The 16,125-nt window shown below is 73.6% G+C and carries 12 protein-coding genes; 6 read left to right on the top strand and 6 right to left on the bottom strand.

Annotated elements, in window-relative coordinates; all coding sequences use genetic code 11:
* Positions 1–154: 154 nt before the first annotated feature.
* The gene (locus OG247_RS02565; RefSeq protein WP_327250621.1) at positions 155–1,378 is read right to left on the bottom strand and encodes a glycosyltransferase; all 1,224 of its coding nucleotides are present in this window, start codon (positions 1,376–1,378) and stop codon (positions 155–157) included.
* 629 nt (positions 1,379–2,007) lie between these two features.
* On the opposite strand from OG247_RS02565, the gene OG247_RS02570 reads away from it, so the two are divergent.
* Positions 2,008–4,113: a PIG-L family deacetylase gene (locus tag OG247_RS02570; RefSeq protein ID WP_327250622.1), complete on the top strand. Its 2,106-nt coding sequence runs from the start codon at positions 2,008–2,010 to the stop codon at positions 4,111–4,113.
* Positions 4,114–4,149: 36 nt separating this feature from the next.
* Here OG247_RS02570 and OG247_RS02575 read toward each other — a convergent pair whose 3' ends face one another.
* Complete coding sequence (locus OG247_RS02575) at positions 4,150–5,718, bottom strand: hypothetical protein (protein WP_327250623.1); 1,569 nt, start codon at positions 5,716–5,718, stop codon at positions 4,150–4,152.
* A 268-nt stretch (positions 5,719–5,986) separates the two neighbouring features.
* Between OG247_RS02575 and OG247_RS02580 the strand changes: the two genes are divergently transcribed.
* From OG247_RS02580 to OG247_RS02590, 3 genes are read left to right on the top strand one after another with little or no spacing between them, the layout of a single operon-like run.
* Entirely contained in the window at positions 5,987–7,534 is a 1,548-nt protein-coding gene (locus OG247_RS02580) for a DUF6056 family protein (protein WP_327250624.1), read from the top strand.
* Positions 7,535–7,570: 36 nt separating this feature from the next.
* Entirely contained in the window at positions 7,571–8,635 is a 1,065-nt protein-coding gene (locus OG247_RS02585) for an FUSC family protein (protein ID WP_327250625.1), read from the top strand.
* Positions 8,636–8,669: 34 nt separating this feature from the next.
* Positions 8,670–9,362 carry an aspartate/glutamate racemase family protein gene (locus OG247_RS02590; protein WP_327250626.1) on the top strand — a complete coding sequence of 231 codons (693 nt, stop codon included), beginning with the start codon at positions 8,670–8,672 and terminating at the stop codon, positions 9,360–9,362.
* Positions 9,363–9,369: 7 nt separating this feature from the next.
* Here the strand turns inward: OG247_RS02590 and OG247_RS02595 are convergent, their stop codons facing one another.
* The gene (locus tag OG247_RS02595) at positions 9,370–9,762 is read right to left on the bottom strand and encodes a hypothetical protein (protein WP_327250627.1); all 393 of its coding nucleotides are present in this window, start codon (positions 9,760–9,762) and stop codon (positions 9,370–9,372) included.
* Positions 9,763–10,008: 246 nt separating this feature from the next.
* On the opposite strand from OG247_RS02595, the gene OG247_RS02600 reads away from it, so the two are divergent.
* Positions 10,009–10,965: an IS481 family transposase gene (locus tag OG247_RS02600; protein ID WP_327250628.1), complete on the top strand. Its 957-nt coding sequence runs from the start codon at positions 10,009–10,011 to the stop codon at positions 10,963–10,965.
* Here the strand turns inward: OG247_RS02600 and OG247_RS02605 are convergent.
* Complete coding sequence (locus tag OG247_RS02605; RefSeq protein ID WP_327250629.1) at positions 10,937–11,635, bottom strand: response regulator transcription factor; 699 nt, start codon at positions 11,633–11,635, stop codon at positions 10,937–10,939. The two genes, OG247_RS02600 and OG247_RS02605, sit on opposite strands and share 29 nt — an antisense overlap.
* Positions 11,632–12,924, bottom strand: a complete 1,293-nt coding sequence (locus OG247_RS02610) for a sensor histidine kinase (RefSeq protein WP_327250630.1) — start codon at positions 12,922–12,924, stop codon at positions 11,632–11,634. The genes OG247_RS02605 and OG247_RS02610 overlap by 4 nt, the downstream gene beginning before the upstream one ends.
* Positions 12,925–13,039: 115 nt before the next feature.
* Here OG247_RS02610 and OG247_RS02615 point away from each other — a divergent pair, with 115 nt between their 5' ends.
* Positions 13,040–14,596 carry a hypothetical protein gene (locus tag OG247_RS02615; RefSeq protein WP_327250631.1) on the top strand — a complete coding sequence of 519 codons (1,557 nt, stop codon included), beginning with the start codon at positions 13,040–13,042 and terminating at the stop codon, positions 14,594–14,596.
* 111 nt (positions 14,597–14,707) lie between these two features.
* Here OG247_RS02615 and OG247_RS02620 read toward each other — a convergent pair whose 3' ends face one another.
* Positions 14,708–16,066, bottom strand: coding sequence for a M64 family metallopeptidase (locus tag OG247_RS02620; RefSeq protein WP_327250632.1), 1,359 nt, complete (start codon positions 16,064–16,066; stop codon positions 14,708–14,710).
* Between the last annotated feature and the right edge of the window lie 59 nt (positions 16,067–16,125).

Here is a 16,125-nt window from a genome sequence, read left to right on the forward strand (position 1 = left end):
GCGGGCCCGACGGGATGCGGAACGTACGGCCCCGGCCTGCGGATTCGACCCTGGGGCGCGCTGGGCCGACCGGATGAGGGCGGGGCCGACCGGGGCCACCGGCCGGGCCCGCCGCCCGGGTCCCCGGCCGGTGGCACCTCGGCCGGAGTGGAGGTCAAGCGGTCCGGGCGGCCCCCTCGAGCAGCAGCCGCGCGGCCACGGTCGTCCCGTCGGTGCGGACCGCCGGGGCCGCGGCGGCCGCACGGGCGCGGGTCTCCGGGGCCAGGGCCGTGTGCAGTGCGGCCGACAGGGCCTCGGCGGCAGGGGCCGGGCCCTCGTGGGCCGCGCCGATGCCCAGGTCGGTGACCCGGCCGGCCCAGTAGGGCTGGTCCGCCCCCTGGGCCAGCACCACCTGGGGCACACCGGCCAGCGCGGCGGTCGTCGTGGTGCCCGCGCTGCCGTGGTGCACGACGGCGGCCACCCGGCGGAAGAGCGCCTGATGGTTGACCTCGTCGACGAGGAGGCAGTCGTCCCGGCCGTCGGCCAGGGCCAGTTCGGCCCAGCCCCGGGAGACGACCGCACGGCGGCCCCGCGCCCGGATCGCTTCGACGGCCGCCCGCGCGACCCCTTCGAGCGCGCCCTGGGGCATGCTGCCGAAGCCCAGGTAGACGGGCGGGGGGCCGTCATCCAGGAACTCCACCAGCTCGGCGGGGAGCGGGCGTTCGTCCGGTGCGCACCACGCTCCGGTCTGCACCACGCCGAGTGCCGTCGGCTGCCACGGGGAGAGGAAGGGGTCCGCGGCCAGCCACGGGTGGGCGGTGAAGGCGTAGTCACGGACGGAGTCCACCGGCGCCAGGCCGGCCGCCGTCCGCAGGGTGTTGAGCGTCTCGCCGAACATGGCGTCCGCTATCCGGGCGTCCTGGTCCCACAGCGCCAGGTTGTCGGTGGCGTCCGGCGGCAGCGGTTGCCCCCGCCGCGCGGGCGGCCGCCGGTGGGGCGACGGCAGGCTGACCGGCTGGTGGCTCGCGTGCACGTAGCGCAGACCCAGCTTCTCGGCCACCGACCGCGCGCCCGCGGTGACCGGCAGCGGACCGGTGGCCACCAGCACGTCCGCCCCCTCGGCGGCCGCGGCGACGATGTCGAACTGCGCGGTCATCAGATCAGCCGCCCGCCGGGCCAGGCCCTCCGCCGATCCCGGCGTCACCGAGGTCACCAGCGGGCGCACCGCGCTGCCGGCCGGCAGCGATTCCACGCCGAGCCCGGCCAGCCGTACCGCGAACTCCTCGTCGGGCGGTGCGCACATCCGCACGTCCGCACCGAACTCCCGCAACCGCACCGCCAGCCCCGCCATCGGCTCCACGGCCCCGCGCGACCCGTACGTCGACAACACCACACGCATGCGGCAACTCCCATTCCGGTATGTGGGCAGAGGCGAGGGGCCGTGGGTCGCGGCCCCGGCCGACGATTCTTCGACACGCCCCCGGGCTTGCCGCAAGCCCCCTGCGCCCCTGTATGTTGATCATGGTGGGGGGTGTACCGTGCGCGACGGATTCGAGACGATCGTCGGCCTGGCGTGCGGCCCGCCGCGAACCTCGGGCAGTGTCGCCCGCCGTGTGGATCCGCTCACACGCGAAGCACCCTCCCCGCGCGACCACGGGGACGCTGCGCGACCCGGCCGCCGACGTCTCGCCAGGTGCCGCGGGGGCGGCCGCTGCCGCGCCCACCAGGGGACGGGCTCCGCGGACAGCCGGATGCGCCGGGCCTGCGGCCTCGGCGGGGGCGGCGCGGTTCACGGGGGCACGGGGCAGGGATCCACTCCTGATGTATAGGGACAAAAAGGCCCAACATGGGTGATAGGGGGAAAGTCACTCGATGTCGATGGATACCGGACCTGACGGTGTGTCAGGCGCACGCGCGCGAGGCATAATCAGACCCGGTCGTCTCCGGAGAGCGGTGGGGCCAACGGGGCATCGACCCGCCCCGCAGCCCAACTTCGCACCCGACCGACCGACTCCCGAGGCGTTGCAGATGTCCCTGGCCAGCCGCACCCGCCTCGCGGCCGTACTCACCGTGCTCACCGTCGGCGCCGTCGGAGTGACGACCTGGGCCTACGGCGACGGGACCATATCGGAACCGGCGGCCCCCGGGGCGGCCCCCCGCCCGAGTGTGACCGAGGGCACGGTCCTCCAGGTCGTCGCACATCCCGACGACGACCTCTTCTTCATGAACCCCGACCTGAGCCGCTCCATAGCGACGGGCATCAAGGTCACCACCGTCTTCCTCACCGCCGGCGAGTCCGACGGCCACAACGAGGCCCACGGCCCGCACCTGCAGGACCCCGTCGTCCCCGCCAACCACGCCGCCTACGCGGAGGCCCGGCAGAACGGCATACGGGCCGCCTACGCACAGATGAGCACCGGCGACCGCACCAGCGCCTGGCAGCGCCGCTCCATACCCACCGTCGGCGGCGGGAGCGCCGAAGTGGACGTCCTCGTGGCGCGGCCCGAGGTCAACCTGGTGTGGATGCAGCTGCGGGAGGCCCGCAGCATCTCGGGGGACAATCCGGACAGCCTGCGCGGACTGTGGGACGGCCGCGTCCCCGCCCTGGGTGTCCAGGTGAGTTCGGGGACTCCGGTCAAGCCCGGGTTCTCGTACAAGAAGGATCAGGTCGTGGAGGCCATCGCGGGGATATTCGCGATGTACCGGCCGACCACCATACGGACGCAGGACCCGACGCCCGGCCGGACGCGCATCGGCGGCAACTTCCTCGACCACCAGGACCATCTCTACGGTGCCCGGTTCGTGCAGGCCGCGGCCGAGCGCTACGCGAAGTCCACGGACCGGCCGCACTTCTCCATCCAGAACTACATGAGCTATCCCACCACCGCCCTGCCCCCGGCCCTCGACCCGAAGACCGCCGCGGAGAAGCTCGGCTACCTCAAGACCTACGCCTGGACCGACCACCAGAACTGGTGCGGCAGCCCCGCCGGCTGCGGCGACCGCAAGACGGCCACCCGGCCCACCGGCGCCGGCTGGAACCGGACCATCCGCTACAGCCGGGGCGATGTCAGCTCCTGGATGACCGAGGGCGCATCCGGCCGGCTGTGGGCCTTCGCCGTGCTGGACGGCCGGATGGCCTACTGGTCCCGGATCGGACGCAACACCCCTTGGACAGGGCCCCAGTTCCTCGCCGGAACCGGGATGGACACGGGTGCGACGGCGGTCCGGCTCCCCGACGGCAGGGTCGGGGTCTTCGGTACCCGGACCACGCTGGGCGCCACGCCGAAGGAATACCGGCGCGACCTGGTGTACTCCGTGCAGGCGGCGCCCGACGGCGACTTCGGCCCGTGGCTGTCGCTGGGCACCCCGGAAAAGGACGACGTGACGGGCACCTCGGCGATCAGCGGACCGGCCGTGGCCCAGGACCGTACCGGCCGGATCACCGTCTACGTACGCGATTCCCGGCGCACCCTGCGCGCCAGCACGCAGGCGGCCCCCGACGGCGCCTTCGGCGCGTGGGCCTCCCTGGGCGGCGCCGGCCTGCAGGGCGACCCGGTCACCGCCACGGACGCGTCCGGCCGGCGCCACGTGTACGCGGCCACGGCCCAGAGCGTGTTCGCCTGGATCCAGCACGCACCCGACGCCCCGCTCGGCCCCCCCGTACCCACCAAGCTGCCGGCGACCACCGGGCCGCTCGCGGCGTGCGCGGAGGGCGAGGCCGTCGCCCTGTACTTCCGCCGCCCCGGCACGGGCACCTTCGCCACGAGCACGGCCACCACCGACGGGCCCGTACCGAAGTTCTCCCCGCTCGACGAGCTGGGCGGCCAGGGCGGCTACGGCTCCGTCGGAATCGCGGGGGACCTGTTCGCGGGCCGCGCGGGTTCGGGCACGATAGGCATCTCGGAAACGGACCGCGGACCGTCCTGGTACGAATCCCAGATGTACTACACGGGTGCCCCGGCGGCCCTGAATCCCGAGGACGGCACGGCCGTCGGCGCCGTTCTCGGTCTGGACGCCGGTCTGCACGTCACGACTCCTCCCTCGGGCGCCGCCGGGCAGCGCGGCAGCCGGCCTCCCTCCGCTCCCTGGTACCCGGCCGTCCCGCCGCCGGAGGGCGCACCGGGCAGCCCCTAGGTCCTGTCGCCCGTAGCGGGCCGCCGCGGCGGCCCGCTACGGGCGCAGGGGCGGGGTCGGGAGCCCTGTGCCCTCGAGCGCCACGAGCGCCAGGACGGCGATGGAGCCCGTCCACGCGAGAGGGGCGACCGAGCAGGGCCGGCCCGAACCGTCCACCTTCTCCGGCAGTTCACCGAGCGCGTTCCGCTTGGAGAGGACCCAGTCCAGGACCCGCCCGGCCTTCTCCGGTCGGCCCGTGCCGGCCCAGGCGAGCGCGAAGAAGCCCGTACTGGGGGTCCAGGCGTAGGCGCCCCAGCGCGCCCCGGGATCGTTCCCGGGCGTCAGCCCGCCGTTGGGCAGCAGCAGTTCCCGGTACGTGGTGTCCAGCGCCCCGGCCAGGCCGGCGGGGGCTTCGTTGAAGGGGGGCGCCATGAAGGCCACCGCGCTGTCGTGCCCGTGGCGTCCGTCCACGGTGCGCTGGTACCCCAGGGGGAGGAAGCGCGTGGAGATCCCGGCCGACAGCCGCCGCGCGGCGCCGGCCCAGCGGGCGGCGTCCCCGGGCCGGTTCGCCTCCCGGGCGAGGTCGGCGGAGGCGTTGAGCCCGGCGAGCAGCGGGGCGGCCGTGCCGATGTTCGCGGTGGGCGTCGTCAGTTCCCAGTAGTCGGGGGAGGCCGGGGGCAGCCCGTCCGCCCGCAGGGAGCCCGCCGCGTGGTCGGCCGCCTTGCGGATCATCGGGTAGAGGGTGGCCAGCCGGGCCCTGCGGGTGGCCCGGGGGGCCTTCTGGTACCACTGCCAGGTGGCCCAGGGGACCCAGCCGTTGGCGTCGAGCTGCGGGCTCCTGGCGTCGGGCGGCCCGGATCCGTCGAGCTTCGTACGCGCTTCCCAGGTGCCGTCGGCGCGCTGGGTCGCGGCGCTGTAACGCAGGATCCGGTGGGCCTCGGCGTCGTGTCCGGTGTGTGCGAAGGCCGCCGCGGCGAAGCTGGAGTCGCGCGGCCAGGAGTACTTCCAGCCGTGGCTCCAGCCGGCCGCCACGGCGCCGTTGGGCAGGAGCAGGGCGCGCATGGCCAGCAGGGCCCGCTCGGCCGCCGCGCGCTGTTCGGGCGAGGTGCCGGGAACCCGGCCGGAGGCCAGCCAGGCCCGGCTGCGTTCGATCTGCCGCAGGGCGGCCGGATGGCCGGCGGCGACCACGGCCGAGGCCGTCCTGCCGTCCGGGAGGTACATCCACCGGCCGGAGGCCAGCCGCAGGACGTGACTCCCCCGGACGTAGCGCGCGTCCGCGGCGAGGGACGGCGGAACGCCCTCGGCTGCCGTCGTGTTCGACAGGAGCCCCGCCGTGGGGGCCTCGAGCGCCGTCCGGTGTGCGTGCCCGGGCCAGGCGCCGGAACGGGCCCGGTGGCCCACGGGCAGGGCGAACGGCGCCGGGCCGCCGTCCTGCTGCTCGGCGTGCCGGTCCCCGGGGTGTGCCGCCTCGAACGGGGTGGTGTGCCCGGCCTCGAACGGGGTGGTGTACCGGGTGGCCTGCCCCGGGTGCCGGGCGGTGGGAGGGCCCGAAGTACACACGGGTACGGCGACGCTCGCCAGGGCCGCCGTGACGACCACCCAACGGCCGGGTCGGACACCGGGCATCGCCGCTCCCTCCGCCGGGCCCGCGTGCGTGCGGACCCTGATTCCCCATAGTGGGAGCGCCCCGCGTAGGCTGCCACGGAAGGCCCGCCGCGCGGGTGACCCGGGAGCGCGGAGGGGCCTCGTGGCCCCGTACCCGTCCTGGCGCACCCAGGATGCCGGGGGCCGCGGGCCGTGCACATCATGGATTTCCGCGGGCCCCAGGTCACCGCGGGGCGGCGGGCGCGTCGGCCGCTTCTCACGGCCGGCTTCCGCTGCGAAGGACAGGTACATGAGCACAGTTGAGGGCCAGGGCGAGACCGAGAGGGAGAGGGTGAGGGACACCGGTGGCCGGCGCCGCCCGCTCCTGCGCGGAGTCTTCGCGGCCACCGGGGCGGTACTCGTCGCGGCGGCCGGGGCACTGGTCGCCGTCGGATGCTTCCTCGGTCTCTACGTGCGGCCCACGTCCGACGACTGGTGCGCCGCGTGGAAGTCGCGCGACATGGGGGTCTTCGGCATCACCTCCGACTTCTACATGACGCAGAACGGAAGGATCACCAACGCCTTCCTCAGCGGGATCATCTACGGCGACGGACTGGTCGGGGCCAAGGTCCTGCCCGCGGTCATAGCCGTGACGTTCACCGTGGGACTGGTGCTGCTGGGCCGCGAATTCGTCCGGTTCATCGGCGGAAGGCCCCGGCTGTCGGTCCTGCTCGCGTGCGCCCTGGTCATCCAGGCACTGGTCTACTTCGCGGGCCCCCGCAGCTACCAGGCCCTGCTGTGGGCCCCCGCCACGATCTCGCACACCATACCGAGCGTCATCGGCGTGTGGGCGCTCCTGCTGGCCCTGCGGACCGCCTCCCATCCCCGTACCGCCGTCCGGGTGACCGGTCTGGTCGGCGCGTTCCTCATCGCCTTCGCCATCGGCACCCTGAGCGAGCCGTTCGCACTCGTCAGCGGTCTCCTCGCGACGCTGGTCGGGCTGCTCTGCGTGCCCCGGCTCGGACTGACGCGGAACTGGCAGCCCTTCACCTGGTGCCTCGTCTGGTGCTCGGGCCTGGTGACCGGCCTGATCGTGCTCTACACCTCCCCCGGCGCCCGGTGGCGCCGGGCGCAGCAGCCGGCCAAGGAGTCCCTGCTGTCCGCGGGCGAACTCCGGGCCACCTTCGACGACTGGCTGCGCATGTGGGACTCCGTCACCGGCCGGCCCGCCTACCTCGGAGCCGCCGCCGTCGGCGTGCTGCTGGGGCTGGCGATGGTCCTGGGCAGGGCCCGCCCGGGCGGTGTCGTACCCGAGAAGCGGGAGCCGCGCCGGACCGTGCCGCGCGGCACGATGATCGCCCTCCTGCTGCTCCCGGTGCCCGTGGTGATCCTGGGCTCGTTCGCCGTGGCGGTGGGCCTGCGCAGCGGCTACGGGCCGACCGGGTGGACGTACGCCCGTACCTGGACGAGCTACCTGGTGCCGATGGAGCTGGCGCTCTGCGGCTACGGCGCCCTGCTGGGCGCCTGGGGCGGGCGCCGGCTCCGGGAACACCGCAACGCCGTCCCGGCCCTCCTGACCGGGGCCGTGGCGGCGGGCTGCCTCGCGCTGGCCGCGGTGGCCGTCCTGATCCCGGAGGTCCAGCGGCTCACGACCATGACGGTCGCACGCTCGACCGCCTGGGACGCGCAGAACGCGCGCATCGAGGCCGAGGCCGAACGCGGTGCGACGGACGTGGCCTACAAGCCCCTGTACATCGGCAGCCTCGCCGAGCCGTTCTTCACGAAGACCTACAAGCGTGACTGGGTCGCCGCCTGCGTGTCGGAGTGGTACGGCATCGACCGGATCCACCGCCGCTGAACCGTCCGTGCCGGGGGGTCACACCGAAGGGAACGGATGACCGATCTCGCCGACTCCCCGGCACGACCGAGCGGGCGGGCCCTGGCGCTCCTGCGCACCGAGGGGCCGGCGGCCGCCCGCATCGTGGTCACCGTGGCCGCCGCCTGGCAGGCCGCGCTGTGGCTCGGCGCCGACCAGCCGCCGGTGTTCGCGGCGATGGTCCCCCTGGTGGCCCTGCGCGGTGATCCGATGACGGCCCTGGGCACCTCGCTGCAGCGGATCCTGGGGGTCGTGGCGGGCGTGCTGATCGCGATCGGCGTCCTGAACCTGTGGCAGCCCTCCACCCTCACCCTGGCCCTGGTGGTGACCCTGGGCCTGGGCGTCGGCATGGTCCTGCGGGCCGGCGGTACGAACAACATCCAGGTCGCGCTGTCCTCGCTGCTGGTCTTCGCCAACACCTCCCCCGATTCCTACGCGCTGGACCGCGTGTGGGAGACCGTGGCGGGCGCGGCCGTCACCATCCTCCTGGCCCCGCTGCTGTGGCCGCCCGACCCCCAGCGCGTCCTGGCGGTCGTCGCCGGCGACTGCGCCGCGCGCCTGAGCCGTTCCCTCACGGGCACCGCGGCGGTGCTGGGCGGCGGGCCGGCCGCCGCCCGTGACAACCTCGCCCGGGTGCACGCCCACGTCGAAGCGGTGCACTCGGGCGCCGCACGCGCCCGTGAAGCCGAACGCGCCCTGCGCTTCAACCCCCTGCGCCGCCGTCAGCGCGGCACCGTACGCCTCCGGGCCGAGCGCATCGCCACCGCCGACGGGCTCGCCGTGCACGTGGCGACCCTGGCCGGCGAAGTGGACGCGTTCACCTGCCGGGACGACCTCGCTCCCGATCTCGCCCGAGCGCGGCTACGGGTGCCGGAACTGACCTCGCTCACCGCGCGGGCCGTCGAGCTGGCCTTGTCGGGAGACGATCCCCGGGCCGCCGTGACCACCGCCCGCGAGGGGCTGGCCGCCTATGCCCGCGCGGACTCCCGGCCCGTGGCCGTTGCCCTGCGCCGGCCCTTGCACCGGGTCCTGGACGAGCTGGAGGTCCCACCCACAGGTGACCAAAGGCCGACTTATGGTTGAGCGGCCATTACGGATTCTCCCTTATGGTGGGCGCATGAAGACGATCGGGTTGATCGGCGGTATGAGCTGGGAGTCGACGGCGGAGTACTACCGGATCCTCAACGAGCGGACCCGCGAGCGCCTCGGCGGACTGCACTCCGCCCGCTGCGTGCTCTACTCCGTGGACTTCGCGGAGATCGAGCGGCTGCAGGTCCAGGGCCGCTGGGCGGAAGCCGGCGAGGCACTGGCCGATGCCGCCCGCGCGCTGGAAGCGGCGGGCGCGGAGCTCCTGCTGATCTGCACCAACACCATGCACAAGGTCGCCGACTCGGTCGAGGCGGCCGTCTCCGTACCGCTGCTGCACCTCGCGGACACCACGGCGGCGGCCGTCCGCGGCGCCGGACTGCGCCGGGTGGGGCTCCTGGGCACCGCGTTCACGATGGAACAGGACTTCTACCGGCGCCGCCTCGCCGCGGGCGGGCTCGACGTCCTCGTCCCGGATCCCGAGGGGCGTGCGCTCGTACACCGGGTGATCTACGAGGAGCTCTGCCTCGGCATCGTCCGCGAGGAATCACGGGCGGCCTACCGCCGGGTCGTCGAGGACCTCGTGGCCGGGGGCGCCGAGGGAGTCGTCCTGGGGTGCACGGAGATCGAACTCCTCATCGGTCCCGCGGACAGCCCCGTACCGCTCTTCCCCACCGCCCGCCTGCACGCCGAGGCCGCGGTGGACGCGGCCCTGGCCCCGTAGGGGGGCGTCAGGCGGGGACGAAGAGGTCTTCGTGTGCGTCGTCGAGGATGAATCCGTTGTCGAAGCGCACCCCGACGGTCACCCGGAGCGGCTGCGCGCGGTAGGCGATCCACGCGGGCTCCAGGCCGGCGACCTTCTCCTCCAGCTGCTTCCTGCTCTCCGTCGGCATGCCCGCGCCGAAGGCGTCGAGGAGCGACTTGAGCCTCTCGTACTCGCGGGACTCCGGAGTCTGCAGGTCGTGCTCGACCACCCGCACCACGGTGCCCTCGGTGCCCGCCGCCAAAGACAGCGAACCGGCGACGGCACCGGTCCCCGCCGAAGGGCCCTCCGTCATCGCGACCCAGTCGGTCAGCCGGGTGTCCGCCGCCAGCCTCACCCGCCGGCCTTCGTTCAGCGTCATCGTCTCTTCAACTCTCCGCTCGGTACGTGCCCCGCCATTATCCGTCCCGGCCCACGCCGACCCGTCGGCGGCATCCGGAACGGCCGGACCGGGCAGCCGAGCCCCCTCTGGGGCCTGTCGTCAAACTCCCGTCTGCCTAGGTGTATTGATCACGAGCGTTGTTGACACCTGGCAGGTCTTGAACATGGCGAAGACCTCCGGTGTGGTGGGAGCTGTCTAGGAACCCATTGCACAACGGAGGTCTTCGTGTCCCACCGTAATGCCCGGCTGACTGTCTTCGGTAGGCGCCTGTTGGTCGATCGGGTCGCATCGGGACGTCCGGTCGCCCACGTAGCAGCCGAGATGGGCATATCGCGGGCCACTGCCCACAAGTGGGTGCGCCGGTGGCGGGCCGAGGGCGAGGCGGGTCTTCACGACCGGTCCAGCCGGCCTCACAGGACGCCGCACCGGACCCCGGCCGCCATCGAGGCGAAGGTCTGCGACCTGCGTCGGACCCGCAAGCTGGGCCCCGCGAGGATCGGCCCGGTCCCGGGCCTGCCCGCCTCGACCGTCCACCGGATCCTGACCCGCCACGGCCTGAACCGGCTCGCCTGGTTCGACCGCCCCACCGGCACCGTGATCCGCCGCTACGAACGCGACCGCCCGGGCGAGCTGGTCCACATCGACGTGAAGAAACTCGGCCGGATCCCCGACGGCGGCGGCCACAAAGTCCTGGGCCGCCAGGCCGGCCGCACCACCCGCTCCGCCATGGGCTTCGACTACGTCCACTCCACCGTCGACGACCACTCCCGCCTCGCCTACAGCGAGATCCACCCAGACGAGAAAGCCGCCACCTGCGCGGCCTTCCTCACCCGCGCGGCCGCGTTCTTCCACTCCCAGGGCATCACCCGCATCGAACGGGTCCTGACCGACAACGCCTGGGCCTACCGCAAAGGCCTGGCCTGGAAGAACGTCCTGGCCGACCTCGGCGCGAGCGGCAAACTCACCCGCCCCTACCGGCCCCAGACCAACGGCAAAGTCGAACGCTTCAACCGCACCCTGCTGGACGAATGGGCCTACCTACGGCCCTACACCTCAAACGACGAACGGACAGCAGCCCTGACAGACTTCCTCCACACCTACAACCACCACCGCTGCCACACCGCACTCGACGGCAAACCACCCATCAGCCGCGTCAACAACCCTGCAGGTCAATACACCTAGGGCTGGGCGCGGGCGCGGTGATGCGGTAGCCCACGCCGGGGGTCGTGGTGATGATCTGCGGGGTACCCAGTTTGCGGCGCAGGCGGCCCATGGTGACCGCGACCGTGTTGGTGAAGGGATCCGCGTTCTCGTCCCACACCTGTTCCAGGAGCGCCTCGGCGCTCAGGAAGCCCGGGCCGGCCCGGAGCAGGGCCTCCAGGACGGCGAACTCCTTGACGGAGAGCTCCAGGCGGGCGCCGTCCCGCAGGGCCGTGCGGTGGACCGGATCGAGTTCGATTCCGGCGGCGCGCAGCGTGCGGGGCCGGGCCGCGGGCCTGCGGCGGGCCAGGGAGCGGATGCGCAGGATCAGTTCGGGGAAGTGGAAGGGTTTGGCGAGGTAGTCGTCGGCGCCCAGGGTGAGGCCGCTGACCCGGTCGCCGGGCGATCCGGCCGCGGTCAGCATCAGCACCATCGCGCGGTCGTCCCGCTCCGTGATCATCCGGCAGAGCGTGTCGCCGTGGATGCCGGGCAGGTCCCGGTCGAGGACCACCACGTCGTACGTGTTGACGTCGAGCTTGGCGGCGGCGGCCAGCCCGTCGTACGCGAGGTCCACGGCCATTCCCTGGTCGCGCAGTCCCTCGGCGACGACCTCCGCGAGCGAGCGCGCGTCCTCGACGACCAGGATCCTCACAGCGTCCCCCCGTACGGACCGCTCGAGGCGTCCGCCGCCGGCATCGCGGCCGTCACCTTCAGCCCGCCCTCCGGCCGGACGCGGAGGTCGAGGCTGCCGCCGTGCGCGGAGACGATCGCGGCGACGATCGACAGCCCCAGTCCGGAACTCTCCTGCGATCCGGTCCGGTCGGCGCCAAGCCGCTCGAACGGCTGTGTCAGCCGGTCCACCTGGTCTTGGTCGAGGACGCTCCCGCCGGTTTCGACGACGAGGCGTGCGGCCCCGTGCGTGTCGCTCCCCCGGGCCTCTTTCCCTGTGGCACCGCCCCCGGCGGCCACGTCTCCGGCCGCGCCGTCCCGGTTCGCACCGTCCCGGTTCGCACCGTCCCCGGTCGCGCCGCCCCCGGTCGCGCCGTCCTCCGTGGCGATCCGGATCCAGCCGCCCTCCTGGTTGTGCACGATCGCGTTGTCGATCACGTTCTGCACCAGCCGGGACAGCAGCGCCGGACTGCCCCGCGTCCACGCCTTCGAGCTCAGCCCGTCCTCGACGGTCAGCTCCTTCCCGGCGATGGCGGCTGCCCGGGTGGCCAGTGCCTCCGTCGCCAGTTCGGCGAGCGATACGGGTACCCGGTCGGGGAGGGCGCCGTGCTGCGCCCGTGCGAGGACGAGGAAACCTTCCAACAGGCGGTCCACCCGGTCCAGTTCGGTCCGCAGCCGGTCGGCGAGCGCGATGGTCTGCGGCGCGGGCTGCGGTTTGGCCACGGCCACGTCGAGCGAAGCCCGGATCGTCGCCAGTGGGGTGCGCAGTTCGTGCGAGGCGTTGGCCACGAAGCGGCGTTGCGCGGCGAACGAGGCCTCGAGGCGCGCCAGGAGGCCGTCCACCGTGTCCGCGAGTTCCTTGACCTCGTCGTCGGGCCCGGCCACGGCGAGCCGCTGGTCCAGGTTCTCCGCGGAGATCCGCCGCGTGGCCGCGGTGATCAGGCGCAGCGGGCGCAGGACGTGCCCGGCGAGGATCCGGCCGAGCAGGAGCGAGACGGCCGCCATCACCACGATCGCGATCAGAGAGCCGAACAGGAGCTGCCTGGACTGCTGGGCGTGTACGTCCGCGAGCTGTCGTTCGAGGTCGAGGACGTGCTGCGCGACGCCCGTGGCCGGCCCGCCCGGCGGTGGCTGTCGGGGAGCGGACACGGTCAGGTCGGAGCGGGAGAACAGGTAGATCAGGCCGATCAGCCCGATCCCGGACACCAGGAAGACCGTGGCGTAGAGAATCGTGAACCGTCGCCCGACGGTCCTTCTCCGCAGTCCGACCATGTTCCGCTCCCCGTCCCGCCCCGTCCGATGCGGTCCAGCATGCCCGGCGGCACCTAACAGCGTCATGACAGCGGCGGTTCGGACCCCGTTACGAGCCGCTGCGTAGAACCGGAGCATGCTCACACACAACGAACTCCTCCGGCAGGAGTGGACCCGCTTCCGGCGTCCGGGCCGGCTCATCGCACTGGTCACGGCGGCCCTGATGGTCCTCGCCCTGGGTCTGCTCTACGCCTTCGGCAACCACGCGTCCTGTGCCGCCACCTGCCCGGCCGAGCCCACCGGTCCGGACGGCTCCGCGGTCAGCGACCAGTTCGCCTTCATGTACCGGGACATGGGGCGCGAGGGCAGCATCACGGTCCGGATGACGTCCATGACGGGCACCGTCACCTATCCACCGCCCCACCACGACCAGATCGTCCCGGGCCTGGTGCCCTGGGCGAAGGCCGGGATCATCATCAAGGACGGCGTCCGCCAGGGGTCCTCGTACGCGGCCTTGATGGTCACCGGCGAGCACGGTGTGCGGATGCAGTACGACTACGGGCACGACATCGCGGGGAGCAGCGCCAACGGCGCCGCGGTCTCGGCCCGCTCGCCGCGGTGGCTGCGGCTGGCCCGGGCGGGCGACACCATCACGGGCTACGAGTCCTCCGACGGCGAGCGGTGGGTGATGGTGGCCGCGGTGAAGGTTCTCGGGCTGCCCGAGACGGCGCAGGTCGGCCTGTTCGCCACCTCGCCCGGTGACCTGACGCTGCGGCCGGTGGGCCTGGGCGGGGCCACGGAAGAGGTGCGCTTCACGCAGGCCGCCGGTTCCTTCGACCACGTCGGCCTGGAGGGCGCCGCCGCAGGCGGGAGCTGGCGGGGCGGGCTGGTCGGCGAGATGAACGCGACCGACTGGGAGAAGCACCACCAGCCGTCCGGGGCCGTGGAGAAGGACGGCACGATCACGGTCACCGGCACCGGTGACATCGCGCCCGTGGCGGCCTCGGGCGGCCGCCCCGTGGAGGGGATGCTGACCGGTCTGAGCCTCGCCCTGCTCATCGTGCTCGTGGTGGCGGTACGGTTCGCCGGTGGCGGGTCGGGCCGGCGCCGGCCCGGGGACGGCGCGCCGCTCACCCGGGCGGTGTTCGGGGCGAGGGCCGTCGTCGTGGGGGCCGTGACGTTCGTGACCGGGCTGCTCGCCGTGGGCATCGTGGTGCCGGTCGGCGCGGCGGTCCTGGAGTCGAACGGGGTTCCCGTCGTGGGGCTGTCCGCGCTCACCGGAGCCCGGGTGGTCATCGGCGTCGCCGCGGCGCTCGCCCTCACGGCCGTGCTCGCCCTTGCCCTGGGCGCGGTGTTCCGGCGCCGCCTGATCGCGGGTGTCCTCGCCGTCTCGGCCGTCGTGGTCCCGTACGCCGTGGCCACCGTCCCCCTGTTCAGCGACGGGATCGCGCAGTGGCTGCTCCGGGTGACTCCGGCCGCCGGTTTCGCCGTCCAGCAGACTCTGGTGGAGTACCACCAGGTCACCGCCCACTACGCGCCTTCCGCGGGGTACTTCCCGCTGCCCTGGTGGGCCGGGGCCGCGGTGCTGTGCGCGTACACGGCGGCCGCTGTCGCCCTTGCCCTGCGCCGCCTGCCGCGGAGCGGTGAGCGGGCCGAGGCCCGGGCCGCCGACCCCGTGGGCGAGCCCGCCTAGGCCGGTCCGCGGAGCGGAGGGGAGGGGAGGGGAGGGGAGGGGAACGACGGCGGCGCGGGAGCGATGGCTCCCGCGCCGCCGTCGTCGGGGCTGCGCCCGCCCGGCGGTCCGCTACCGGCGGACGTTCCAGGCGGCGGTGGAGCGCAGCGTGCGGGCGATCTCCGGGTCGCGGACCGAGGGGGTCCGGTCCTCGGCGGTGACCGACAGGGTGTGGGTGCGCGGGTCGGGGAGCCGCAGCTCCGCGACCGTGACGTCGGTCCGGCCCGCCAGGCGCTTGACCTCGCGGCCGTCGACGTACCAGCGGACCAGGATCCGGCGGCCGTCACCGCCGGTGAGCAGGGGCACGGCCACCTTCGCGGTGTGCGCCGTCCGCAGGGTGCGGTCCGTCGGGGTGAGCGGGGTGACGGCCTTCGCGTGCTTGTAGAAGCCGGCGATCATCGCCTCGACGCCGGGGAGGTTGAAGGGTTTGCCCAGGACCCGCATCAGCGAGTTGTCGGTGGGCCGCTGGATCCCGGTGACGAAGTAGCCGCCGCCCTCGTACGCGCCCACGGTGCCGCCGTCCGGAGAGGGCTCGCCGAGCCAGCGGTACCACTTGGCCCGCTGCCGGGCCATCCGGTCGGCGGACAGCTTGGAGGTGTTGGACTCGGCGGGCTCGGGCCCGGTGTACTTCGCGTAGTCCGGGACGCCCGGGTAGAAGTACTCGTCGGCGAGTTTGCCGAGGGAGTGGCCCGTCTCGTGGATGGCCACCTGGCCGGACTTGGCGTTGTCCGCCGAGGCGGTGGAGATGCCCTCGTAACCGAGGGCGGCGCTCGGCTCGTTGTAGCCGGCGCCGCCGTACTTGGCACTGTTGGCCAGGACGATGACCAGGTCGGCCTCGGGCGCCTTGGCGACGTAGGCGTCCACCTTGGGCTGGTCTATGCACAGGAGCCGCTCGATCTCCTCGCACCAGAAGTACGAGCCGAGGGCCGTGTCGCGGACGGCCGTCCGGTCGGGATCGCCGGAGACTCCGGACTCGTGGGAGACGGCGTCGACCGTCCAGACGTTGAAGAGGTTCCGGTAGGTGGCGTACGGCTCCACGGCGGTCACCTCGGCCCACTTGGCCTCGGCGTCGGTGTGGAACTTCCCCAGCTCGGCCGCCGTGTAGCCGTCGCCGATGACGACCACGTCCAGCCGGTCGCCGGTGGGGCCGTTGTCGACGAGCTTGACCACCTCGCCGTCCGCCGCCCGCTCCGCTTCGGAGAGCCGGGCACCGGAACCGGCCGCCCGGCCGGCCCCCGCAGGGACGCGGACGTGGCCCGACCCGGCGTCACCACCCTGCTCCGGCCCCGGAATCTCCACCACCAGCCGCGGCACGACCGGGTCGCCGGCCGCGCGGACGGGCCCGGCGGCCAGCAGGGCGGCGGTCGCGCAGGCCGCCGCGACGGCTGCCCGCAGGACCGCCCGGGCGGCCGGGCGTCTGACGTGGTGCATGAAGTCCTCCTGCGATGACGGGAGTTAAGTAGGTGTGTAAACACATTGAATCGATTGCT

It is taken from the genome of Streptomyces sp. NBC_01244 (assembly GCF_035987325.1).
In the GTDB taxonomy this organism is placed as follows: Bacteria; Actinomycetota; Actinomycetes; order Streptomycetales; family Streptomycetaceae; genus Streptomyces.

Excerpts from the sequence above, each read along its gene's own strand:
- OG247_RS02565 (WP_327250621.1), bottom strand. The coding sequence starts at position 1,378 with ATGCGTGTGGTGTTGTCGACGTACGGGTCGCGCGGGGCCGTGGAGCCG.
- OG247_RS02570 (WP_327250622.1), top strand. The coding sequence starts at position 2,008 with ATGTCCCTGGCCAGCCGCACCCGCCTCGCGGCCGTACTCACCGTGCTC.
- OG247_RS02575 (WP_327250623.1), bottom strand. The coding sequence starts at position 5,718 with ATGCCCGGTGTCCGACCCGGCCGTTGGGTGGTCGTCACGGCGGCCCTG.
- OG247_RS02580 (WP_327250624.1), top strand. The coding sequence starts at position 5,987 with ATGAGCACAGTTGAGGGCCAGGGCGAGACCGAGAGGGAGAGGGTGAGG.
- OG247_RS02585 (WP_327250625.1), top strand. The coding sequence starts at position 7,571 with ATGACCGATCTCGCCGACTCCCCGGCACGACCGAGCGGGCGGGCCCTG.
- OG247_RS02590 (WP_327250626.1), top strand. The coding sequence starts at position 8,670 with ATGAAGACGATCGGGTTGATCGGCGGTATGAGCTGGGAGTCGACGGCG.
- OG247_RS02595 (WP_327250627.1), bottom strand. The coding sequence starts at position 9,762 with ATGACGCTGAACGAAGGCCGGCGGGTGAGGCTGGCGGCGGACACCCGG.
- OG247_RS02610 (WP_327250630.1), bottom strand. The coding sequence starts at position 12,924 with ATGGTCGGACTGCGGAGAAGGACCGTCGGGCGACGGTTCACGATTCTC.
- OG247_RS02615 (WP_327250631.1), top strand. The coding sequence starts at position 13,040 with ATGCTCACACACAACGAACTCCTCCGGCAGGAGTGGACCCGCTTCCGG.
- OG247_RS02620 (WP_327250632.1), bottom strand. The coding sequence starts at position 16,066 with ATGCACCACGTCAGACGCCCGGCCGCCCGGGCGGTCCTGCGGGCAGCC.